Here is a 22,773-nt window from a genome sequence, read left to right as displayed (position 1 = left end):
ACTCTCTTAACGACCAGGCTTATTCATGAGCACCGAATTTCGACCGCCCAATCTGGCGCTGTCCACGGTCGGGTTATCGCTCGCGACCTTCATGCAGGTGCTGGACACCACCATCGCGAACGTGTCGCTGCCGACCATCGCGGGCAACCTGGGTGTCAGTTCCAACCAGAGCACCTGGGTGATCACCTCGTTCGCCGTGAGCAACGCGATCGCGTTGCCGCTTACCGGCTTCCTCACCCGCCGCTTTGGTGAAACCAAGCTGTTCGTGTGGGCCACGCTGTTGTTCTCGCTGGCCTCGTTCCTGTGCGGTATCGCGCAGAGCATGAGCATGCTCATCCTGTTCCGCGCCATCCAGGGTGCGGTGGCCGGCCCGATGTACCCGATCACGCAGTCGCTGCTGATCTCGATTTATCCACCGGCGAAACGCGGCATGGCGCTCGCCCTGCTGGCGATGGTGACCGTGGTCGCGCCCATCGCGGGCCCGATCCTCGGCGGCTGGATCACGGATAACTACACCTGGCCGTGGATCTTCTTCATCAACGTGCCTATCGGTATCTTCGCCAGCTTCGTCGTGGCGAACCAGATGAAGGGGCGCCCGGAAACCACCGAGAAGCCCAAGGTCGATTATGTGGGCCTGATCACGCTGATCATCGGCGTGGGCGCACTGCAGGTGGTGCTCGACAAGGGCAACGACGAGGACTGGTTCAACTCCACGTTCATCGTGGTGACCGCGATCATCGCCGCCATTGGCCTGGCCGTGTTCCTGATCTGGGAACTCACCGACAAGGACCCGATCGTGAACCTGCGCCTGTTCCGCCACCGGAACTTCCGCATGGGCACGCTATGCCTTGTGCTTGCGTACGCCGCGTTCTTCGCCATCGGCCTGCTGGTGCCACAGTGGTTGCAACGCAACGTCGGCTATACATCCACCTGGGCGGGCTTCGCGTCGGCGCCACTGGGTATCCTGCCCGTGATCCTCACGCCATTCGTTGGCCGCTACGCGCACAAGTTCGATCTGCGTGTACTGGCATCGGGTGCGTTCCTGGTGATGGGCGCCACCTGCTTCATCCGCTCGCAGTTCTACCTGGAGATCGACTTCTACCACGTGGCGCTGGTGCAGCTGATCCAGGGCCTGGGCGTGGCGTTCTTCTTCATGCCGGTGCTCACCATCCTGCTTTCCGATCTGCAGCCGCGTGAAATCGCAGCGGGGTCGGGCCTGGCGACGTTCCTGCGTACCCTGGGCGGCAGCTTCGCGGCATCGCTCACCACGTTCCTGTGGGATCACCGCGCCATCGTGCACCACGAGCGCCTGGCGGAGAACATCACGCCGTTCAACCAGGGCGCGCAGGAAGCGCTCACCCAGATCGGCCATGGCGATACCACGTATGCCGCGGCCTCGGTGAACCAGATGATCACCCAGCAGGCGTACCAGATCTCATTCAACGAAGTGTTCCACCTGCTCGGCTTTGTCTTCGTGGCACTGATCCTGGTGGTGTGGATGGCCAAGCCGCCGTTCGCGGCGAAGGCGGGGCCCGCGGCGTCGGGGCATTGATGTTGCGGTCAGTCGGCCGCTGTCGCGGCCTGGGAGTCGCGAGCTGCGCTCGCTGGGAATCGTGAGCGTTTGTTGGCGGGCTTGCGCTGTCTTACGGCACCGTTCCTGCAGAGCGAAAAAAAGCCCGGCATGCGCCGGGCTTTTTTTTCATCGCGCCGCGCCGGCCTCAGATATCAAACCCGATACCTACCAGACCCATGGTCTCGCCGCGGTTCGGCTCCTTGAAGCTGCCGTTGGAGATGTGGCGGACCTGGAAGCTGATGTTCTTCCACTGCCAGCCCAGGGTGCTGACGAACTCGTAGCCCGAGGACAGGGCCTGGGTGCGGCCACCGGCCGTGCCGGCCAGCTGGAAGCTGAAGAAGAACGGGTGGTACCAGTCGCCATCCACGCCGTAGTGCAGGCGGGCGCCCACGGCGCCGACCCAGACGTTGTTGGTCACGCCCGGATGAGAATCTTCGTAGCGGCCGATATCACGTCCCTTGATATAGCCAATGGAAACATCGGGCGACCAGGTGAACCGGCTGGCACCCATCGGGTGGGCATCGAACACGGATTCGATGAAGAAGGCATTGGTGCCGTGGCTATCCATATAGCTACGCCCGCCCTGCAGCTCGATATGCGTTTCGGCGGTGGCGGGGAGTGCGGCGGCGGAGAGGGAAAGGGCGGCGAGGACGCCGAGGGCTACGCGGGACGAGCGCATGGGGGAACGGGTCCTTATGGTGGGACGTTTATGTGCGGAGCAAATCTTGAACTGAATCGTTCGGTAAATAGTGTTCAGCAGGCGTGAAAAAAGGGGGTAGGGCCAGAATATTTCTGCCGATAAAGCGCAGGATTGCATTCACGTGTTGCAGCCGCCTTTCCTCGCCATCTCAAGCCACCGCCGCCTTGGCCGATAACGCCCATAGGCATCCCGGCGGCGGATGCGCAGCTAACCAACAGGGCGGTAGGGACGTTGACAGGGGCGGTGGATAAAGGAGCGACCAAGCTGCGCGCGCGCCGTATCCGGCTGGCGCTCTGGCTGGCCGCAGCCGCCCTTTCGGTGGGTGTGGTGGCCATCGTGGCCCGCCTGCAGCTCGATGCGTACGAGCGCATGCTGGGCAGCAGCCACCGGCAGATCGCCGGCGCTGCCTCGGGGGTTATCCGCTCGCTCGACCAGGACATCGATTCCAGCCTTGGCCCGCTGCTGGCGTTGCGCAATGGCGTCGTCAGCGCGGACCCCGGCCCGCTCAACACGGCCCTGGCGGAAGTCCACGCCCGCCATCCTGAGCTGGCCAACTTTGTCGCGCTCGATGCCGATGGCGATGTCATCGCCTCAACGCGCCCGCCACGCGGGGGCGACTGGCACGCCGTACTCAACGCGCCCCGCCACGCTGCCCTGGGGGCGAGCGTGCGGGTGAGTGTCAGTGCGGCGCATGGCGATCTAAGCCCGACGGTCCGTGTCCTGGTTGATTCGCGGGTTGCCCAGCCGGCCGCCTTTGGTGCCCGCATCGATAGTGAGCGGGCAAGCGACATGTTGCGCCACTCCATGCTGAGCAGCACGGCCGTGCTCACGGTGTTCTCCACCGATGGGCAACTTTTTGCGAGCAACCGCGATGGCCTGGCCCAGCACTGGGTGCCTCGTGACGTACCACCCGGCACCAGCGGTACCTACGACGAGGGCAACTACACCTACGCGTGGGCAACGTCGGCCACCTACCCCCTCGTCGTGCGCGTCGGCGTGGATCGCACCGCCATCCGCGCCGAGTGGTTCGACCAGGGCCAGGCGACGGTACTGGCCACGCTGGTGCTGCTGCTCATCCTCAACGGCGTGGCGTCGTGGCTTGGCCGTGCCTACAGTCACCAGGGCACCTTGCTGGAAGCGCTCACCCGCAGCGCGCGACACCTGGGCGATGTGCAGCGCAGCGGCCACATCGGCTTGTGGGAGGCTGACCTGCGCTCGCGCAGCATCCTGTGGTCGGGCCATGTCCACGAGATCACCGGCCTGCCACTGGAGCGCATGGGCGGCCGCCTGGGCACGTATTACAAGCTGGTGCACCCCGAAGACCAGGTCGCGATCGTTGCATGGCTCGATCGCTTCACCGATGGCGACGGCCCGTACGAGATCGAACACCGGCTATGCCGCCCGGATGGCCACGAGGTGCGCGTGAACCTGCGCGCGGCGCGGATCACCAACGAAGAAGGCACGACGATCCTGGCCGGCACCATCAGCGAGATCACCGCGCTGCACGAAACCCGCCAGCGCCTGCGCGAATCCGACCGTGACCTGGCCGCCAGCGAAGCGGCTTACCGCAAGCTGCTGTCGCGCATGCCGCTGCCGTTGCTGGTCGTGCGCGATGACCATATCGATTTCGCCAACCCCCTGGCCGAGGAGCGCCTGGGCGAGCCGGGTGAAAGCCTGACCGGGCGCAGCGCTTCCACCTTCATGGACAGCGATGCACTGGCCGCCATTCGTACCGGCAGCACCGACAATGCCGGCGTCATCGCATGGCTCGAACCGATGCGCGGCATGCCGTTCGAGGCAGAACTCGCGTTATCCGACTACAAGGATTCGCGTGGCCGCGGCACGCTGGTGATCGTGCGCGACGTGACCGAGCAACGCCGTTACGAAGAGCGCCTGAACCATCAGGCGACTCACGATGAACTCACCGGCCTGCCCAACCGCCGGGCATTGCGCGAGCAGCTCGATGGGCTGGTGCGCGATTGCATCCGTGACAACAGCGGGCTGATGGTGTTGTTCATCGACCTGGACCATTTCAAGTTCATCAACGATGCACTGGGCCACGCCCTGGGCGACCAGGTGCTGCGTGATGTGACGTTGAAGCTGGGCGATGCACTGGATGGCCTGGGCCACGTCGGCCGGTTCGGTGGCGACGAGTTCGTCGCGATGCTCCCGTTCGCCGGGCCGCCCGCCAAGGCACTGGATGTGCTGCCGCGCATCCAGCGTGCCATCGAAGAGCCGCTGGAAGTGGCCGGCACCGTGCAGCGCCTGAAATGCAGTATCGGCGTGGCGTTCGCGACGCGTGATGGTGCGGATGCCGACACCCTGATCCGCAACGCCGATACCGCGATGTACGACGCCAAGCGGTCCGGCCGGCACACGTGGAAGCGCTACTCGGCGGACATGCATGCCACCGCCATGGCGAGGCTCACCGTCATCACCCGCCTGGCTCCGGCCCACCTCGACCAGGAGCTGGCGCTGGCCTGGCAGACCCAGCACGACAGCCTCACCGGCAAGGCGATCGGGGTGGAAGCCTTGCTGCGCTGGCCCATGGCACCCGGTGACCTGGCATGGCCCGACCAGCTGATTCCATTGCTCGAGGAGACCGGCACCATCGTCTCGATCGGGCAGTGGGTATTGCGCGAGGCATGCCGCCAGCAGCGGCGCGTGCTCGAAGCACTGGGCGAAGGCTGCCGCATCGCGGTGAATATTTCCGCCCAGCAGCTCGCGCACGCCGACCTGGTGGCCGAGGTGCGCCAGGCGTTGCGGGAAACCGGCGCCAGTGCCTCCGCGCTGGAGCTGGAGCTGACCGAAAGCGCCTTCATGAACGAGCCCGAGCGGGCGATCCGCACACTGCACGAACTGCGTGCGATGGGCGTGAGCATCGCGCTCGATGACTTCGGCACGGGCTACTCGAACCTCACCTACCTTTCACGGCTGCCGCTCGACAAGATGAAAGTCGACCGCCACTTCACCACCTCGCTGCTGGAAGACACGGCGGATGCCTCGATCTGCCGCTCGATCATCTTCCTGGCTCGCAGCCTCAACCTGCAGGTCGTCGCCGAGGGTGTGGAGACCCAGTCCCAGCGGGAGTGGCTCGAGCGGGAAGGCTGCGTCGCCATGCAGGGCTTCCTGTTCTCGCGCCCCGTGCCGCTGGCGGACCTGAGCCGCGAACCGGCCCTCATCCGCTGAACAATCCGTTCGCCCCGCGGTGATTTATCCGCGCGGGCACGATGCCTACATTGGAGAGCATCCCCAAACGCTCCCAGGCACACGGCCATGCAACGCGCTCCCGCCCTCTTCGTCTCCCACGGCTCGCCTACGTTCGCGTTGGAGCCGGGCTTATTGGGTAGCCAGCTCACGGCGTTGGGCGAACAGCTGGCGAGCGCCACGGCCATTGTCGTGGTGTCGCCGCATTGGCAGACCTGCGGCGTGCGCGTCACCGGCGCACCGCATCCTTCCACCCTCCACGATTTCGGCGGCTTCGCGCCGGAGCTCTACTCGCTGGGCTACCCGGCGCCCGGCCTGCCCGCACTGGCCGCGGAAACTGCCGGCCTGCTGATCGAGAAGGGGTTCACGGCGCTTGTCGACGGCGAGCGCGGCCTGGACCATGGCGCGTGGGTGCCGTTGCGTTACCTGCGCCCGGCCGCGGATACACCGGTGCTGCAGGTCTCCATGCCGCATAACCTCGACGTGGGGTCGGCGCTGCGCCTGGGCGAGGCCCTCGCACCGCTGCGTGACCGTGGCGTGGTGGTGATGGGCTCGGGCAGCCTCACGCACAACACGCGCGAAGCGCGGGTCACCCGCGAACCGGAGGATTACGCGAAGGCCTTTGCCGCGTGGGCACGCGGAGCGGTGCTCGCCGGTGACATCACCGCCCTGCGCGAGTACCGCAGCCACGCGCCGTCCGCGCTGAGGGCCCATCCCACGGACGAGCATTACCTGCCCCTGCTGGTCGCCGCCGCCGCGGCTGGCCAGGACACCGCGCGCGTGATCGATGGCGGGGTAACCTATGGCGTGCTCTCGATGGATTGCTATGCCTGGGGCATGCACTGACGCTGCTGTTTTTACCCGGGCACTATTGACGTGTAATTATTGCCGGGTAATATCTGGCGGGTCCCGGTTTAAGGAAGACCCCCATGCAAACGAACTACACCGCATTTGATGGCGCCGCCCGCGTTGCATCCGGCGCACTGGCTGTCGTGGCCGAGCGCTGCAAGGCATTGCTTGATGGCGAGCCCAACGCCAGCCCGATCATCTACGACGACAGTACCGGCCGCCCGGTGGACGTGGATTACCGGGGTACGACCCATGACGTGCTTGCGCGATTACCGCTCGCGGACGAGACCCCGGCGCGGCGCGGCCCAGGCCGGCCGAAGCTGGGCGTGGTCGCGCGGGAGGTCACGCTGTTGCCCCGGCACTGGGAGTGGTTGGCCAGCCAGCCCGGCGGCGCGTCGGTTGCGCTGCGCCGGCTGGTCGAGAACGCCACACGCGAGAACGTCGATGCGGACCGCGCCCGCGTGGCCAGCGAAGCCGTTGACCGCGTGATGCTGGCGCTGGCCGGCAACCTGGCGGGCTACGAAGAGGCCTCGCGTGCGTTTCACCGGCGCGACGGTGAACGATTCCGAGCGCTGATTGAAGGGTGGCCCGCGGACGTGCGCGATTACGTGCGCCGCTTGGCCGACGTCGTCCTGTCATGACAACACCCGCCCACCCGTAGGAGCCCACCCTGTGGGCGACGCTGTTCGCGACAGGGCAGCAGGAGCTGTTGCGTGGTCGCGAAAGGATGTCGCCCACAGGGTGGGCTCCTACGCCCCGCGCGCCTTGCGCAGCTTCTTCCACACCTTGTAACGGCGCTTGAGCATCTTGCGGTGCTTGCGGCGTACCTTGCGTTCCTTGCGGTCGTGGTTCCACAGGTAGATCGCCGGCGTGCTCAGCAGCGTGAGCAGCTGGGACACCAGCAGTCCGCCCACGATCGCGATACCCAGCGGGCGGCGCATCTCCGAACCCACGCCAAAACCGATGGCCAGCGGCAGCGCCGCGCCCATCGCCACCAGCGTCGTCATCGTGATCGGACGGAAGCGCACGAGTGCCGCCTGGCGGATCGCCTCCACCGGCGACATGCCCTGCTCACGCTGTGCCGTCAATGCGAAATCCACCATCAGGATCGCGTTCTTCTTCACGATGCCGATCAGCAGTAGCACCGAGATGATCGCCATCAGCGTGAGCTGCGTCTGCGTCACCAGCATGGCCAGGAACGCGCCGGCACCCGCCGCGGGCAGCGTCGAAAGAATCGTCAGCGGGTGGCCCAGGCTTTCGTAAAGAATGCCCAGCACGATGTAGACCGCCAGGATCGCACCGATGAGCAGCACCATGCCATTGGACTGCGCATCCTTCAGGCGCTGGTTCGCGCCGGTGAAATCCATGCGCACGCCTTCGGGAAGGTTGAGCCGGGCCACCGCCTGTTCGACCAGGCTGTTGCCCTTGTCCGCGGAGATCTTCGGTGCCAGGTTGTACGTGATATCGGCCGACTCCAGCTGGTTCTGGTGGGTCACCGCGCTGGGCGTGCTGATCGGCGCGATATGCGCCACGGCCGATAGCGGCACCATGTTGCCGAGGTTGTTCTTTACATACGTGTTGAGCAGCGACTCGGGCGACAGCGACTGCGCGGCCGCGGCCGTGAGTACCACCCAGTACTGGTTGATATCCGAGTAAATCACCGAGACCTGGCGCTGGCCGAACGCGTTGTACAGCGCGGTATCGATCATGCCCATGCCGATCTGCAGGCGGCTGGCCGCATCGCGGTCCACCTGCAGCATCTGCTGCTTGCCGACCACGTCGAAGTCACTGCCGACGTCCTTGAACTCCTTCATGCCGCGCATGATCTGCACGAGCTTGAGCGTCCACGGTTCGAGGCTTTCACCGCCGGTGCTGATCAGCTGGAACGAGTACTGGCCACGGTTGCTGTTGCCGCCGCCACCACCCAGGAACTGCACTGGGTTGAAGAACACCTGGACGTCGGAGATCTTCTCGTACTCCTTGCCCATCCGGTCCATGATTTCCTTGATCGATTCCTTGCGATGGTCGGGGCCACTACCTTTGGGTTTCAGGTCGATGAACATCAGGCCCTGGTTACCGACGGCACCGCCGTTATCGCCGCCGAGGATCGCGGTGACATCGGCCACCGTCGAATCCTTCTGCATGATCTCGGCCACGCGGGTGAGGCGCCGGGTCATCTCATCGGGCGAGATGTTGGCATCGGCGGTGATCTCCGCCTGCAGCATGCCGGTGTCTTCATCGGGCATGAAATTGCCACCGGCGGTTTTCACCACCGCCATGGCCAGCAGGAAGGTCGCGATAAGCAGGGTGAGCGGCTGCCAGCGCATGATCCGGCGGTGGCGCATGGCCCAGTCCAGGCCGCGCTCGTAAAAGCGCAGGAAGCCCTTGTCGAACCGCTCCAGCGCCTTCTCCAGGCGGCCCGGCACACGGTCCGGTTCGTCGTGCTTGAGGTAGCGGGCGCACAGCGCGGGCGTGAGCGTCAGCGACACCACGGCGGAAATGAGCACGGCCGCGGCCAGGGTCACCGAGAACTCGCGCAGGAGCTTGGTGATCATGTTGTTGCCGAACAGCAGTGGCGCGAACACCGCCACCAGCGAAATGGTGATGGAGATGACCGTGAAGCCGATCTCGCGCACGCCCTCCAGCGAAGCCGGCATGGGCGCGGAACCATTCTCCATGTGGCGCACGATGTTCTCGATCACCACGATCGCATCGTCCACGACGAAGCCGATACACAACACCAGCGCCATCAGCGACATGGTGTTCAGCGTGTAACCGAGCGTCCACATGACGACGAACGCGCCGGCAAGCGACAGCGGCACGCTCAGTGTCGCGATCAGCGTGGGGCCCAGCCGGCGCAGGAACACCAGCATCACCAGGCACACCATCACGATCGAGATCATCAGCGCGACTTTCACCTCATGCAGCGCTGATTGCGTGGTCTGGGTCAGGTCGAAGATAGGCGTAACGACGGCGTCGGCCGGCAGCATGGCGCGGAAGCGCGGGAGTGCCGCACGAATGGCGTTGGCCGTCTCGATCGAGTTGGCCTCGGGGCGCTTGCTGATCTGCATGGTGACCGAGCGTTCGCCCTGGAACCATGCCTTCTGGAAAATATCCTGCTGCCCGCTGGTAACCCTGGCGATATCCGACAAGCGCACGGGCACGCCGTTACGCATGGCGATGAGGATGCGCGCGAACTCATCCGCATCGCGCAGCCCATCGTTCGCGATGACGGTCATCTGCGAGCGGCCATCGGAGAGCAGCCCCTGCGGCGAATTGACGTTGGCGGCCTGCAGCGCGTTCGAGACGTCGTTCGTGGTCAGCCCTTTCGAGGAAAGCGCATTGGTATCCAGCTCCACGCGCACCGCATGTGGCGTACCGCCGAACACCTGTACGCGCGCCACGCCGTCGATCTGCGAGACGGTGGGTCGTATCAGCGTATCGACCACATCGAACAATTTGTCCGCCGGCATCGTCTTCGAGGTGAACGAGACGAGCAGCACGGGGATCTGCCCCGTATCGAACTTGAAGTACTGCGGCGGCGAGGGCATGCCGGCCGGGAGATCGGCGACGGCGGCATTGATGGCGGCCTGCACATCACGCGCGGCGGCGTCGGTGGAGCGGTCCATCGTGAAGCGGATACGGACGAAGCCCGAACCCTCCACGCTGTTGGAGTACATCTGGTCCACGCCCGGGATCTGCCCCAGGTGGCGTTCCAGCGGCGCGATGATCGTGTTGGCCATCGTCTGCGCATTGGCGCCCGGCATCTGCGCCTGGATGAACACCGCCGGCACCTCGATCGAGGGCAGCGCGGCCACGCCCAGCAGCATGTACGCCAGTATGCCGGCCAGCGTGAGGCCTGCCGCAAGCAGCGACGTTCCCCGGGGCCGGCGGATGAAGGGAGCAAAAAAATTCACGACACATCCTGTGACAGCGGGAACGTCCCGCGCCGCGCACTTTATGCCGTTACGGTGCCTTTCGTCGCCTGTGCCGTCCGTCAGCCCCCTGCCGAAAGGCAGGGGAAGGCTGTTTGGACAGGTATTTCCCGTAGGAGCGCGCTTGCGCGCGATGGGTGCTCGCGGTGGACCGGATCGCGCGCAAGCGCGCTCCTACAGGGGTATCGCTTGCTTTACGTCAGGGCTTACGGAGCAGGCGCGAAACGCACGGTCACGTAATAGGTGCGGCCCAGCTGGTTGTAGTACGCCGCCGTCTCATAGTGCTTGTCGGCTACGTTGGCCACGCGGCCCTGAACGCTCCAGGCGTTATCCACATGCCAGGTCGCACGCAGGTCGGCCGTCGTGTAACCGCCCAGGCGGGTGGTGTTGGCCGCGTCGTCGTAGCTGTAGCCGGCTGCATACACCGAGCCGCCCACCGTGAAGGCGCCCAGGTCCTTGTCCAGGTCCACCCGGCCGGTGCGGCGCGGGCGGCGGGCCAGCAGGTTGTCTTCTTGCGGGCCGCTATCGCGGTTCAGCGGCTGCTGCAGCGTGAGGTACGTACGCACGTGCCAGCCATCCACATCGGCGCCGAGCTGGCCCTCGAGACCACGGATACGGGCCTGGCTCACGTTGATCGGCAGGAAGTTGGCGTCGTAACCGATCAGGTCGTCCACCTTGGTCTGGTAGGCGTTCACCGCCCAGTTCCAGATACCCGGGCCGCCACTCAGGCCGATCTCGGCCGTGCGCGACTTCTCCGGCTTCAGCGAGACGGGGGCACCGTACGGGTAGTACTCGTCGTTGAAGGTCGGTGCATGGAACGCCGTGCCGTACGAGGCCGTGATCCGCATGCCGTTATCGAAGCGAAAGCCGTACGCCGCCGAGCCGGTGTTGTGGTTGCCGAACTGGGTGTTGTGGTCGTGGCGCGCGGAAAGCTGGATCTCGTGCGGACCAAACACGCCCTGGTACAGGGCGAACACGCCGGTGTTGTTGCGGGTGGTCTTGAGGTAATCCGTGTCGCTATCCAGCTTCTCCTGCTGGTAATCCACGCCCGCGCTCAGGGTCTGGCCCGGCGCCAGGGTGACATCGTTCTGCCAGGCGGCCTGGTTGCGCTTGGAATAGAGGTAGCCCTGGCGCACCTTGTCCACACCGTAGTTCACGTAGTCCAGGGTCTTGTCGGCGCCGTTGAGGTAGTTATCAGCACGGTCCTGGTTCTGGCCCACGCTCACCGACATGCGCCAGTCGGCCATCACGTCGAAGCTGAGCTTGCCGCCGGCCACCTGCTGCGAGCGGCGGGTAAGGTTCTGGTAATCGCCGTCGTACTCGATCGTGCCCTTGCTGCGCAGCCAGCTGCCGGTGAGCTCGGTGCCGTCATCCCAGCGGTAGCCGCCTGAAAGCGCGCCGTTGTAGGTGCGGTAGGCATCGTGGTCGGGCTCATCGGTGAAGCAGCCCTTGAAGGCCGTGCCCGCGCCGATGCGGCAGGCATTGATGCCGGAGGTGTACTGGCCGCCCAGGCTGGCGTTGTACCAACCGTGGGTGGTGCCGCCGGAGACGCCGAACTGGCCGGCGCTGTAGCCATGGCTGCCGCCGGTCACCGAGACCGAAGGCGTCGGCGCTTCGCCGGCCTGGCCGTGGCGGGTGAAGATCTGGATGACGCCACCGATGGCGTCCGAGCCGTACAGGGTCGAACGCGGGCCGCGGACCACTTCGATGTGGTCGATCTGCTCGACCGGGAGCTGCTCGTAGGCCGGCAGGCCGGCACCGACCGTGCCCACGCGGACGCCATCGATCAGCACCAGGGTGTGTGCGGAGTTGGTGCCGCGCATGAACAGGGACGTCTGCTGGCCGATGCCACCGGTGTTGGCCATGACGACGCCGGGCAGGCCGGTGAGCAGGTCCTGCACGCTGGTGGGCTGCAGGCGCTCGATGTCGTCGCGGGTGATCACGGTGACCGGGGCCAGCACCTCGTCCAGCGGAGTGGGCGCGCGGTTGGCGGTAACGACCACCGAGGGCAACGTTTCCGGGGCATCGGCGGCGTGGGCGATGGTGATGGACGACAGCAGGGCGGTCGCGAGCAGGGTCTTCTTCATGTGTGGAGCGTCCTCGTGCCGCGGGCGGCAAGTCTTGGAAACGGGGACGGTCACGGGGGTGTGGCGAACGGCGCACGGGCGGCGGGGCCCGGTGACTGTCCGGATCCGCCCGCCGCGAATCGTCCGAAACAGGTCGCGCCCGCGGCCATGGCTGGCGCGGGGGTGCGTTTCGGGCCGGTCTCCGGACTTGCCTTTACCGCGTGGGCGGGTTCGTCCGGCGCCTTCCCACTCCGTGTGGAGCAGTGGCTGAGGCCGGATGGAATGGGGGTGGTCCCCTGGGGCTTACCGTTGCGGGGGCAGTGCCGGCCTTGCCGCTTCAGCGGCGCACCGGCTTCCCGTTTCATCCTTCCGCCGTGGAGGCGGGTGGACACCCGAACGGGGGGCATTCTAGCGGTGATCGGGTCGGACCGGAGGAAATCGGTTCATTCGCTTATGCGAATGCATGTGACCAGCGGCTTGCGCCGCCTCGCTCTGGTGGTTTCGAGGCCGAGAGCCGTCGGTGCCCACCCTCGCGTCGGATGCTGCGGCTGCGCCGCCGTGCCTTTGATTCGCGCACAAGGTGCGCTCCTACAACCGCCGCCCCGTGAGTGAGCCATGGGCCAGCCCCATCTAAGGCTGGCCTACGGCCGCTCTCTTGTGCGGAACTCGCCTCGAGGGTGGGCACCGACGGCTCTTTTGACCCATGAGGTTGGGTGGGTGGAGAGCCGCGGCGTTGTCTGCTGGGAGATTGGTACGTTCGGACACGTGCGGACGGACAGCGGCTTCGTCCGCGGACAGGCGTGGTCGTGTGGCGTGGATGGGCGCAGATGGCGTCGTGGCGCCGTTTCCGGGGTGTAGGTTAGGTTGGCACGGTGAATGCAACGCCTTGGGCAACGGGGCCTGGCCCCATCTGACCCACCTCACGGAGCATCGCCATGAACGTTGAAACCTTCCTGCTCAAATCCTTCTTCGTTGCTGCCGTGCTGACCTGTGTGTTGGCCATGGGTTCGTTTGTCACGGCGAGCCCGTCGCACCTGCCAGCGACCGTGGTGGCCGTCGCTCGGTGATCGGTTGCGGCGTCATCGCAGCGTGGGTTGTTCGCGTGCAAGCACGCTCCCACACGAGCCTGGCGTGGTCATTCATCCGATCGCGGTACCCCGTGTAGGAGCCCACCCTGTGGGCGACATCTTTCGCGACGACGTAGCACTGTGGCTTTGTCGCGAACGGCGTCGCCCACAGGGTGGGCACCGACGGCTCTCGGCCTCACGCCCACAAGCACGAGGCGGCGCAAGCCGCTAAGAACACGCATTCGCGCTAGCGAATGAACCGCTTCGATAGCGCGAAGCCAGAGGCGAGCCGTCTCAGGCGGTGTAAACGCGCTCGCCGCCGATCCAGGTTTCTACCACGTGGTGGGTGTCGTCCAGCACCACGAAATCCGCGCGGAAGCCCGCGGCGATGTGGCCGTGCGTCGCGCCCAGGCCCAGGAAGGCCGCCGGGTACGTCGATGCCATGCGTGCCGCCTCGTCGTAAGGCACGCCCACCATGTTGATCGTATTGCGCACCGCCGAGGCCATATCGAGTGCCGAACCCGCCAGCGTGCCGTCCGCCGTCTGGCAAACGCCATCCTTCGCCGTGATCGTCTCGCCCTTCAGCACGAAGTTCGGATTATCCGAACCCACCGGCGGCATCGCATCCGTCACCAGCATCATCTTCTCGCGCGTCTTCGCCGCGATAGCGACACGCAGCGACGCCGGATGCACATGGTGGCCATCCACGATCAGGCCACACCAGCTCGCATGATCTTCCAGCGCGGCACCCACCACGCCCGGCTCGCGGCTGGTGAACGGTGTCATCGCGTTGAACAGGTGGGTGAAGCCGCGCACGCCCATCGCCAGCGCATTGCGCGTCGTCTCGTAGTCGGCTGCCGTGTGGCCCGCGCAGACGATCACGCCGTTATCGACCAGCTGCTTCAACACGTCATCGCTTGCTCGCTCGGGTGCCAGCGTCAGCAGCGTCACGCCACCGTGGCGGCGGGCGACCATCGCGATGTCATCAGCGCCTGCGATACGGAACTTCGCCGGATCGTGCACGCCCTTGCGCTCGGGCGCGATGAAGGGGCCTTCCAGGTGCACGCCGAGCACGCCCGGCACGCCCTGCTCCACCGCCGCGTTCACGGCATCGATCGCGCGCGACATTACCTCGGCATCGTCGCTGATCAGCGTGGGCAGGAAGCCCGTGGTGCCGTACTTCGCATGCGCCTCGCCGATCGCGCGGATCGTTTCCACCGTGGGTGCGTCGTTGAACAGCACGCCACCGCCGCCGTTCACCTGGCAATCGATAAAGCCCGGCAGCAACGTGCGCCCGCCCAGGTCGTGGCGTTCCGCAGCGCGCACGCGCGGATCCGACGGCAAGGCGAGCCCGGTGATCTTGTCATCATCGACCAGCACGGCAAAGCCGGTCTGGAAGCCGTTGTCGGTCAGCACGCGGCCGTTGACGAGGGCGAGGGTCATGGGTGGAATCTCGTGGCCAGGTTAAAGGGTGCGTTCGGTGAAGCGTCAAGGGTAAAGCGTGAGGATGAGCGGTACTTGCGCGCTTCTACTTACGGTTTGCTCTTCGCGGTTAAACGGTTTCCGTCACCTTGTTGAGGTGCGGCGGGACATCGGGGTTGAAGCCGCGCTTGATCGCGAGGGCCGCGGTGGCGCGGTAGAAGCTCTGCACGGTGACCAGCGGCGCGGCGATCGGCGCGGTGGCGACCAGCGGCAACACGCCCTCGCCCGTTGCGCCCGGTGCGGCAACCCACACCTTGGCGCCGCGCTTGCGGAACTCGGCGGCTACATCGAGCACGCCCGGCAGGGTGTCGTCATTCTGGGCGAAGAACAGCACCGGGAAATCCGGGCCCACCAGCGCCATGGGGCCGTGCTTCACTTCCGCGGCGCTGAACGCCTCGGCGTGCAGGCCACAGGTTTCCTTGAACTTCAGCGCGGCTTCGAGCGCGCCGGCGAAGCCAAAACCACGGCCAACGACGAACAGGTTGTGCGCATCGACCAGGCCATCGGTGAGCGAGGACCAGTCGGCATCCCAGCCCTGGCGCAGCTGTGCGGGCAGCGCGGTGAGCGCATCGGCGATCTCCTGCTTGCCGCTCCAGCGAGCGGCAATATGCAGGATGGCGAACAGCGCGCCGAGGTAGCTCTTGGTCGCGGCGACGCTCGTTTCGGGGCCCGCGTGCAGCGGCACCACGACATCGGCGACGGCTGCCAGCGGTGAATCCACCACGTTGACCAGGGCTACGACGTAGGCGCCAGAGCGCTTGGCGGCTTCGGCGTTGCGGACCAGGTCCGGGCTCTTGCCCGATTGCGAGACGGCGACATACAGCGCGCCATCGAGGTGCTGGTCGGCGTGGTAGATCGAGGTGACCGAGGGCGAGGCCGATGCGGTGACCACGCCAAGCTGCGTCTCGAACACGTACTTGCCGTACATGGCCGCGTGATCGGAGCTGCCGCGGGCGCAGGTGATGACCATGCGCGGCGGGTTCGCGCGCAGGCGCTCGGCCAGCGCGGCGATCACCGGTTCGTTATGGGCAAGCTGGCGCTCGACGACCTCGGCGGTCTCGTGCGCTTCGCGGAACATCAGGGTGTCTTGCGGCTGGAGGGTCATGGTGGCTTCGGCTGGTCAGTCGCTTTGCAGTTCCGCCACGAAATCGTAGATATCGCCGCGGTACCAGGAGTTGGTGAATTCAACGATGCGTCCATCGTCGAGGAAGCTGCGCCGTTCGATGTTCAGGCCGGCGCTGCCGACAGGCAGGCGCAGCAGGCGGAGCTGGGCGGGACCCAGCACCACGGCGCGCAGGCGCTGGAGCGCGCGGGTGGGCCGGTTGCCCAGCTGATCCAGCGCTTCGTACAGGGAATCCTCGACCAGGCCCGGATCGGGCAGCAGGGCCAGCGGCACGGCGCTGCGCTCGATCGCCAGCGGCTCATCGCCGGCATAACGGAGTCGGTGCAGGCGTACCACCTGGGTGCCTGGCGACAGGTTCATCGCCATCGCCTCTTCCGGGTTCACCTCGCCGATGGCCTTCTCGAAGAACTCCGAGCGCGGGTTCAGGCCACGGGCGCGCAGATCCTCGGTGAAGCTGGTCATCCGCGAGAGCGGCTTCACGATGCGCTCGGAAACGAAGGTGCCGGCACCGTGGCGCTGGGTGAGCAGGCCATCCTCGACCAGGCCGCCGATGGCCTTGCGCACCGTGACCCGGGACAGGGTGAGGGCCCTGGCCAGGTCACGTTCGCTCGGCAAGGCGTGGCCCACCTGCACCTCGCCGTTCTCGATCACGTTGCGGATGGCCCGGCGCAAGCGCATGTACGCCAGCGGCAAGCGGGCGGCCGGGTCGGACTGCAGGCGCTGGTATTCGGCGACGAGGGCGGGTTCCATCCTGCGAAGATACCAATACCTGACCAGTGGGGCAAGGCGGTCCGGAGGCGGCCCGGTGCCCCGGTTGACCGAACGGTTGTTTGCACGATCTAAATCAGGCTGAAAACGTTTCCGTTGTGTGATCACGAGGTTACGTGGAGGGGAAGGCCATACGGAGTGGTACGGGGCTGGTACGCCGTGGTATGTCACTGGTACGATCGAGTGGAACCCCTGACGCAAACCCTCAAGAGGCACTGTCGTGAGCGCTTCCTCCCTCCCGGTCGAACCCTTCGATCTGGTCATCTTCGGCGGCACCGGCGATCTCGCCGTGCGCAAACTCCTTCCTGCGATGTACCACCGGTTCATCGATGGCCAGATTCAGCCGCGCAGCCGGATCATCGGCGTGGCGCGCGAGGGCCTGGACGATGCCGGTTACCGCGAGCAGGTACGTGCCGCGGTCGAGAAGGGCGTTTCCCATGTCGCCCCCGCGCAGCTGGATGCCTTCATCCAGATGATCGGCTACCGCTCGCTCGATGCGCGCAAGGCCGATGGCTGGGATGAATTCGCCGCGCTGATGGCCGAGCACAAAGAACATATCCGCGTGTTCTATCTGTCGACCTCGCCGGAAATCTTCACCGACATCTGCCAGCGCCTCGGCAGCCTGGGCCTGAATGGCGAAGGTTCGCGCGTGGTGCTGGAAAAGCCGATCGGCCGTGACCTGCAGAGCGCCAACGCCATCAACGATGCGGTGGCGAAGGTGTTCACCGAATCGCAGACCTACCGCATCGACCATTACCTCGGTAAGGAAACGGTGCAGAACCTGCTGGCGTTGCGCTTCGGCAACGCGCTGTTCGAGCCGCTGTGGAACGCCCAGCATATCGACCACGTGCAGATCACCGTGGCCGAAACCGTCGGCGTGGGCCACCGCGCGGGTTATTACGATCGTGCCGGCGCGCTGCGCGACATGGTCCAGAACCACATCCTGCAGCTCCTGTGCATGCTCGCCATGGAGCCGCCGTCGTCGCTCGCCCCCGATGCCGTGCGCGATGAAAAACTCAAGGTGCTGCGTTCGCTCCGCCCCATCAACGCGAGCAACGCAGCCCAGCTCACCGTGCGCGGCCAGTACCGCGCCGGTGCAGCGGAAGGTCAGGGCGTTCCGGGTTATTCCGAAGAACTCGGCAGCGACCAGTCAAAAACCGAAACCTTCGTCGCCCTCAAGGCGGAGATCGGTAACTGGCGCTGGGCCGGCGTGCCGTTTTACCTGCGCACCGGCAAACGCCTTCCCAATCGCGTTTCGGAGATCGTGGTCACGTTCCGCGCGTTGCCGCACTCGATCTTCGATCCCGCGAGCGGCCCGCTCCTGCCCAACCGCCTGACGCTGCGCCTGCAGCCGGACGAGGGCGTGAAGCTGTGGCTGACGATCAAGCATCCGGGTCCGGGCGGCCTGCGCCTGCGCCACGTGCCGCTCGATATGAGCTTCGCGGCAGCGTTCGGCGTGCAGCAGCCCGATGCCTACGAGCGGCTCATCCTCGATGTCGTGCGTGGCAACCCGACCCTGTTCATGCGTCGCGATGAAGTGGAAGCGGCGTGGAACTGGGCCGGCCCCATCCTCGACGCCTGGGAGGCAAGCGGCGATACGCCGAAGCCGTACACCGCAGGTACCTGGGGTCCCAGCGCCGCCGTGGCGCTTATCGAACGCGATGGCCGTACCTGGGCCGAGGACGCCGCATGAACGCAAAAATCATCCGCAACGAATACGCCGACAAGCTCACGCTGGCCGACAAGTTGGCGCGCGATATCGCATCGAAGCTGGACGCCGCCATCAAGGCGCGCGGCAAGGCCACGCTCGCCGTTTCCGGCGGCGGTACGCCCAAGCAGATGTTCGCCGTGCTGTGCGAGCAGGAGATCGACTGGTCGAAGGTGACCATCACGCTGGTCGACGAGCGCTGGGTGGATACCGATAGCGATCGCTCGAACGCGAAGCTCGTGGCCGACCATCTCCTGCACCACGAAGCGCACACCGCCACCTTCGTGCCGCTGTTCGACAAGGCGCACAAGGACGATGTCGATGCCGCGCTCGGCGATGTCGGCAAGCGCATCGATGCGCTGGGCAAGCTCGATGTCGTCATCCTGGGCATGGGTCCGGATGGCCACACGGCGTCGTTCTTCCCCGGTGGCGATAACCTTGCCGAAGCGCTGGACCCGAACGGCACGAAGGCCGTGATCTCCATGCGAGCGGGTGGTGCTGGCGAGCCGCGCATCACGCTCACCCTGCCGCGCGTGCTCGATGCGGGCACGCTGTACCTGCATATCGAGGGTAACGACAAGAAGGAACTGCTCGCGAAGGCCGAAGCCGGCGAGGACGTGCCGATTCGCGCCGTGCTCACCCAGGATCGCGTGCCCATCCATGTCTTCTGGGCGCCCTGAACGGCGCCCTGCTTCCACCGGTCAAAGCCTGAGAACACCGCCATGACCCTGCACCCCGTCCTCGCCGAGGTGACCCAGCGCATTGTCGAGCGCAGCCATGCCACGCGCGCGGCCTACCTCGCCAAGATCCATGCCGCACGCGGCTATGGCGCCAAGCGCCATCACCTCTCGTGCGGCAACCTTGCCCATGGCTTCGCTTCATCGTGCGAGCCTGACAAGGATGCGCTGCGCAACGGCCACGCCGCGAACATCGCGATCGTCACCGCTTACAACGACATGCTCTCCGCGCACCAGCCGTACGAAGGCTACCCGGAGCGCATTCGCACCATCGCCCGCCGTTATGGCGCCACCGCGCAGGTCGCCGGTGGCGTGCCTGCCATGTGCGACGGTGTGACCCAGGGCCGCCCGGGCATGGAGTTGTCGCTGTTCTCGCGTGACCTGATCGCCATGGCCACCGCGGTATCGCTTTCGCACGACATGTACGAAGGCGCGCTGTACCTGGGCATCTGCGACAAGATCGTGCCGGGCATGATGATCGGCGCCCTTTCCTTCGGTCATCTCGCCAGCGCGTTCGTGCCCTCGGGCCCGATGCCGTCGGGTATTCCGAACGAGGAGAAATCGAAGGTGCGCCAGGCGTTCGCCGCCGGTAAGGCGACGCGTGCGGAACTGCTGGAGGCGGAAGCGCGTTCGTACCACGGTGCGGGCACCTGCACGTTCTACGGCACGGCCAACTCCAACCAGATGCTCATGGAGATCATGGGCGTGCACCTGCCGGGTTCGAGCTTCGAGCTGCCGGATACGCCGCTGCGCCATGCGCTCACGGAAGCCACGGTCGAACGCGTGCTGGCCAGCGATTGCCTGGGCGAGCACTACATGCCCATCGGCCACATCATCGATGCGCGTGCCATCGTCAACGGCGTTGTCGGCCTGCATGCCACCGGTGGTTCCACGAACCACCTGCTGCACCTCGTCGCCATCGCGCGCGCCGCCGGTATCGACCTGCGCTGGGACGACTTCGATGCGCTCTCGTCGGTGGTGCCGCTGCTTGCTCGCGTGTACCCGAACGGCTATGCCGACGTGAATCATTTCCACGATGCGGGCGGCATGGGTTTCCTCATGGACCAGCTGCTGAGCGTGGGCCTGCTGCACAACGACGTGAACACGATCATGGGCCACGGCCTCGACGCGTACCGCAAGAAGCCGGTGCTCGAGGACGGTAAGCTCGCCTGGGTGCCGGTCTCGAAGGAGAGCGGCAACCGCGGTGTGCTGCGCGCCATCAGCGAGCCGTTCCGCGCCGACGGCGGCCTGCGCATGCTCAAGGGAAACATCGGCCGCGGCGTGATCAAGGTCTCGTCGGTGCCGGAAGACCGCATGATCATCGAGGCACCCGCCATCGTGTTCGATGAACAGGATGACGTGAAGCACGCCTTCGATCGCGGCGAACTCAACCGCGACTTCATCGCGGTCGTACGCTTCCAGGGCCCGCGTGCGCGTGGCATGCCCGAACTGCACAAGCTGACGCCGACGCTGAGCCTGCTGCAGGATCGCGGGTATCGCGTGGCGCTGGTGACCGACGGACGCATGTCCGGTGCCTCGGGTCGCGTACCTGCGGCTATCCACGTCACGCCGGAAGCCGAAGCCGGCGGTCCCATCGCACGTATTCGCACCGGTGACATGGTGCGCCTCGATGCCGTTGCCGGCACCGTGGAAGTGCTGGTGGACGCCGACGACTGGAACAGCCGTGTTCCCGATAACGTGGACCTGGGTGTGCATCACACCGGCATGGGCCGCGAACTTTTCGCCATGTTCCGTCAGTCAGCCGTCGCGGCCGACCTCGGCGCCGGCGTGTTCTGATCATTGGAGTAACGATGAGCAACGAAGCAAAGCAGGCCAAGGTCGCAGCCACACTGGCCCTCGCGCCGGTCGTCCCCGTGGTAATCATCGAGGATGCCTCGAAGGCCGTGGGCATGGCCCGCGCACTGGTCGCCGGCGGCGTGCCGGCCATTGAAGTGACGCTGCGCACCGCGGCTGCGCTCGACGCGGTGCGCGCGATCGCCGCCGAGGTCGAAGGCGCCTTCGTTGGCGTCGGCACCGTGCTGGCCGCCAAGGATCTCGAGGCCGCCTTCAAGGCGGGCGCGAAGTTCGCCGTGTCGCCGGGCAGCAGCTCGCGGCTGCTCGATGCTGCGGATGACCATGAGCTGCCGCTGCTCCCGGGCGCCGCCACGTCCAGCGAAGCCATGGAACTGCTCGAGCGCGGCTACCGCTTCCAGAAGTTCTTCCCGGCCGTCCCGGCCGGCGGCGCCAAGCTGATCGGTGCGTGGGCTTCCCCGCTGCCGCAGATCACCTTCTGCCCGACCGGTGGCATCAGCCTCGCCAACGCGCCGGATTTCCTCGCGCTGCCGAACGTGGCCTGCGTGGGCGGCTCGTGGCTCACCCCGGCCGATAAACTCGCCGCGGGCGACTACGCGGCGATCGAAGCCCTGGCCCGCGAAGCCGCGCAACTTAAGCGCCGCTAAGGCGCCCAAGCGTAGGAGCCCACCCTGTGGGCGACATCTTTCGCCTCACCGCCGCAGGATCTGCGGTTCCCGGCGGACGGCGTCGCTCACAGGGTGAGCTCCTACATGCGCGGTAGGGGGACGTAGGGCCTGGTTCGTGCGATGCTTCGCAGCCTCGTATACCTCCGTTTCGACCCCATGGTTTACATCCTTCTAGCTGTCCTCTTCAGCGTCGCGGTCTCCGTCCTGCTGAAGCTTGCCCGCCGCGCGGGTATCGATATCGTCCAGGCCGTGGCCACCAACTACGTGGTCGCGTCGCTATTGGCCTGGCAGCTGCTGGGCGCGACGCCGCAAGGCGTGCTCGCAGCGAAAGCCACCTGGCCGCCGCTGATCGCGCTCGGCATCCTGCTTCCCGCCATCTTCGTGGTGCTTGCACAATCCGTACGCACCGCGGGCATCGTGCGTACCGATGTGGCGCAGCGGCTCTCGCTTTTCGTCTCGCTGTTCGCCGCCTTTGTCTTCCTGGGCGATGTGCTTACCGGGCAAAAGGCGCTGGGTATCGGCATCGCGTTAGTCGCGGTGCTCTGCGTGCTTTGGCGGAAGCAGAAAGGCACGGCCGAAGCGAGTGGCTGGTGGGCGCCCCTGCTGGTGTTCGCCGGCTTCGGTGCGATCGACATCTGCTTCAAGCTGGTCGCGAAGGCCGGTGCATCGTTCGCCGCGGGGTTGCTCGGTTCGTTCCTCATCGCCCTGGTGCTGTGCTGGATCGTGGCGCTAATCCGGGCGGTGACCGGCAAAGTGGCGCTTACGACGCGCAGCATCGGCTTTGGTGTGCTGCTGGGCGCATTCAACTTCGCCAACATCCTGTTCTACGTAAAAGGCCACGTGGCCATGCCGAACGATCCGTCGCTGGTGTTCGCCTCGATGAACGTTGGCGTGGTGGTGCTGGGCACCCTGGTTGGCGCGCTGGGTTTCCGCGAAAAGCTCACCGCGGTGAACTGGGTTGGCATAGCTCTCGCGATCGCCGCGATTGCAGTGATGACAGCCAGCTGATCGATCCCCTGTAGGAGCGCGCTTGCGCGCGATGGGTCTTGCGGCAAGCACCCATCGCGCGCAAGCGCGC

General features: G+C 66.0%; 16 protein-coding genes and 1 riboswitch. Of the genes, 10 read left to right on the top strand and 6 right to left on the bottom strand.

Annotation, left to right across the window (positions count from 1 at the left end):
- Positions 1 to 25: 25 nt before the first annotated feature.
- Positions 26 to 1,552, top strand: coding sequence for a DHA2 family efflux MFS transporter permease subunit (locus L2Y97_RS21780; protein WP_247430991.1), 1,527 nt, complete (start codon positions 26 to 28; stop codon positions 1,550 to 1,552).
- A gap of 166 nt (positions 1,553 to 1,718) precedes the next feature.
- Here the strand turns inward: L2Y97_RS21780 and L2Y97_RS21775 are convergent, their stop codons facing one another.
- A complete protein-coding gene (locus L2Y97_RS21775) occupies positions 1,719 to 2,252 on the bottom strand; it encodes an acyloxyacyl hydrolase (protein WP_247430988.1) in 534 nt (177 codons plus the stop codon).
- A 264-nt stretch (positions 2,253 to 2,516) separates the two neighbouring features.
- Here L2Y97_RS21775 and L2Y97_RS21770 point away from each other — a divergent pair, with 264 nt between their 5' ends.
- The 3 genes from L2Y97_RS21770 (at position 2,517) to L2Y97_RS21760 (ending at position 6,970) form a co-directional block, all read left to right on the top strand.
- Complete coding sequence (locus L2Y97_RS21770) at positions 2,517 to 5,462, top strand: bifunctional diguanylate cyclase/phosphodiesterase (protein ID WP_247430985.1); 2,946 nt, start codon at positions 2,517 to 2,519, stop codon at positions 5,460 to 5,462.
- Between the two features lie 87 nt (positions 5,463 to 5,549).
- On the top strand, positions 5,550 to 6,326 hold the full coding sequence (locus L2Y97_RS21765; RefSeq protein WP_247430983.1) for a dioxygenase family protein: 777 nt from the start codon (positions 5,550 to 5,552) through the stop codon (positions 6,324 to 6,326).
- Positions 6,327 to 6,409: 83 nt separating this feature from the next.
- Positions 6,410 to 6,970, top strand: a complete 561-nt coding sequence (locus L2Y97_RS21760) for a DUF2239 family protein (protein WP_247430980.1) — start codon at positions 6,410 to 6,412, stop codon at positions 6,968 to 6,970.
- A gap of 108 nt (positions 6,971 to 7,078) precedes the next feature.
- Here the strand turns inward: L2Y97_RS21760 and L2Y97_RS21755 are convergent, their stop codons facing one another.
- Together L2Y97_RS21755 and L2Y97_RS21750 are read right to left on the bottom strand one after the other, a co-directional pair.
- Entirely contained in the window at positions 7,079 to 10,246 is a 3,168-nt protein-coding gene (locus tag L2Y97_RS21755; RefSeq protein WP_247430978.1) for an efflux RND transporter permease subunit, read from the bottom strand.
- Between the two features lie 224 nt (positions 10,247 to 10,470).
- A complete protein-coding gene (locus L2Y97_RS21750; RefSeq protein WP_247430975.1) occupies positions 10,471 to 12,351 on the bottom strand; it encodes a TonB-dependent receptor domain-containing protein in 1,881 nt (626 codons plus the stop codon).
- Between the two features lie 155 nt (positions 12,352 to 12,506).
- A riboswitch (cobalamin riboswitch) is annotated at positions 12,507 to 12,741 on the bottom strand.
- Between the two features lie 524 nt (positions 12,742 to 13,265).
- Between L2Y97_RS21750 and L2Y97_RS22415 the strand changes: the two genes are divergently transcribed.
- Positions 13,266 to 13,397, top strand: a complete 132-nt coding sequence (locus L2Y97_RS22415; RefSeq protein WP_256452063.1) for a hypothetical protein — start codon at positions 13,266 to 13,268, stop codon at positions 13,395 to 13,397.
- Between the two features lie 294 nt (positions 13,398 to 13,691).
- Here the strand turns inward: L2Y97_RS22415 and nagA are convergent, their stop codons facing one another.
- From nagA to L2Y97_RS21735, 3 genes are all read right to left on the bottom strand, one after another.
- The gene (gene nagA / locus L2Y97_RS21745) at positions 13,692 to 14,840 is read right to left on the bottom strand and encodes an N-acetylglucosamine-6-phosphate deacetylase (protein WP_247430972.1); all 1,149 of its coding nucleotides are present in this window, start codon (positions 14,838 to 14,840) and stop codon (positions 13,692 to 13,694) included.
- A 109-nt stretch (positions 14,841 to 14,949) separates the two neighbouring features.
- Positions 14,950 to 15,984: an SIS domain-containing protein gene (locus L2Y97_RS21740; RefSeq protein WP_247430969.1), complete on the bottom strand. Its 1,035-nt coding sequence runs from the start codon at positions 15,982 to 15,984 to the stop codon at positions 14,950 to 14,952.
- 15 nt (positions 15,985 to 15,999) lie between these two features.
- On the bottom strand, positions 16,000 to 16,752 hold the full coding sequence (locus L2Y97_RS21735) for a GntR family transcriptional regulator (protein WP_247430966.1): 753 nt from the start codon (positions 16,750 to 16,752) through the stop codon (positions 16,000 to 16,002).
- Between the two features lie 238 nt (positions 16,753 to 16,990).
- Between L2Y97_RS21735 and zwf the strand changes: the two genes are divergently transcribed.
- The 5 genes from zwf to L2Y97_RS21710 all read left to right on the top strand — a co-directional run bounded on the left by zwf (position 16,991) and on the right by L2Y97_RS21710 (position 22,703).
- On the top strand, positions 16,991 to 18,463 hold the full coding sequence (zwf, locus tag L2Y97_RS21730) for a glucose-6-phosphate dehydrogenase (RefSeq protein WP_247430963.1): 1,473 nt from the start codon (positions 16,991 to 16,993) through the stop codon (positions 18,461 to 18,463).
- Entirely contained in the window at positions 18,460 to 19,158 is a 699-nt protein-coding gene (gene pgl, locus L2Y97_RS21725) for a 6-phosphogluconolactonase (RefSeq protein WP_247430960.1), read from the top strand. The genes zwf and pgl overlap by 4 nt, the downstream gene beginning before the upstream one ends.
- Positions 19,159 to 19,200: 42 nt before the next feature.
- Entirely contained in the window at positions 19,201 to 21,012 is a 1,812-nt protein-coding gene (gene edd, locus L2Y97_RS21720; protein ID WP_247430957.1) for a phosphogluconate dehydratase, read from the top strand.
- A gap of 14 nt (positions 21,013 to 21,026) precedes the next feature.
- Positions 21,027 to 21,674: a bifunctional 4-hydroxy-2-oxoglutarate aldolase/2-dehydro-3-deoxy-phosphogluconate aldolase gene (gene eda, locus L2Y97_RS21715; RefSeq protein ID WP_247430954.1), complete on the top strand. Its 648-nt coding sequence runs from the start codon at positions 21,027 to 21,029 to the stop codon at positions 21,672 to 21,674.
- A 141-nt stretch (positions 21,675 to 21,815) separates the two neighbouring features.
- A complete protein-coding gene (locus L2Y97_RS21710; RefSeq protein WP_247430951.1) occupies positions 21,816 to 22,703 on the top strand; it encodes an EamA family transporter in 888 nt (295 codons plus the stop codon).
- Positions 22,704 to 22,773 lie beyond the last annotated feature (70 nt).

The sequence above is a fragment of the Luteibacter aegosomatissinici genome (assembly GCF_023078495.1).
In the GTDB taxonomy this organism is placed as follows: domain Bacteria; phylum Pseudomonadota; class Gammaproteobacteria; order Xanthomonadales; family Rhodanobacteraceae; genus Luteibacter; species Luteibacter aegosomatissinici.
This window is presented reverse-complemented; position numbering and strand designations above follow the sequence as displayed.

Bases quoted from the DNA above. Each gene is read 5' to 3' on its own strand.
- L2Y97_RS21780 (WP_247430991.1), top strand. From the start codon at position 26: ATGAGCACCGAATTTCGACCGCCCAATCTGGCGCTGTCCACGGTCGGG.
- L2Y97_RS21775 (WP_247430988.1), bottom strand. From the start codon at position 2,252: ATGCGCTCGTCCCGCGTAGCCCTCGGCGTCCTCGCCGCCCTTTCCCTC.
- L2Y97_RS21765 (WP_247430983.1), top strand. From the start codon at position 5,550: ATGCAACGCGCTCCCGCCCTCTTCGTCTCCCACGGCTCGCCTACGTTC.
- L2Y97_RS21760 (WP_247430980.1), top strand. From the start codon at position 6,410: ATGCAAACGAACTACACCGCATTTGATGGCGCCGCCCGCGTTGCATCC.
- L2Y97_RS21750 (WP_247430975.1), bottom strand. From the start codon at position 12,351: ATGAAGAAGACCCTGCTCGCGACCGCCCTGCTGTCGTCCATCACCATC.
- L2Y97_RS22415 (WP_256452063.1), top strand. From the start codon at position 13,266: ATGAACGTTGAAACCTTCCTGCTCAAATCCTTCTTCGTTGCTGCCGTG.
- nagA (WP_247430972.1), bottom strand. From the start codon at position 14,840: ATGACCCTCGCCCTCGTCAACGGCCGCGTGCTGACCGACAACGGCTTC.
- L2Y97_RS21740 (WP_247430969.1), bottom strand. From the start codon at position 15,984: ATGACCCTCCAGCCGCAAGACACCCTGATGTTCCGCGAAGCGCACGAG.
- L2Y97_RS21735 (WP_247430966.1), bottom strand. From the start codon at position 16,752: ATGGAACCCGCCCTCGTCGCCGAATACCAGCGCCTGCAGTCCGACCCG.
- pgl (WP_247430960.1), top strand. From the start codon at position 18,460: ATGAACGCAAAAATCATCCGCAACGAATACGCCGACAAGCTCACGCTG.
- edd (WP_247430957.1), top strand. From the start codon at position 19,201: ATGACCCTGCACCCCGTCCTCGCCGAGGTGACCCAGCGCATTGTCGAG.
- eda (WP_247430954.1), top strand. From the start codon at position 21,027: ATGAGCAACGAAGCAAAGCAGGCCAAGGTCGCAGCCACACTGGCCCTC.
- L2Y97_RS21710 (WP_247430951.1), top strand. From the start codon at position 21,816: ATGCTTCGCAGCCTCGTATACCTCCGTTTCGACCCCATGGTTTACATC.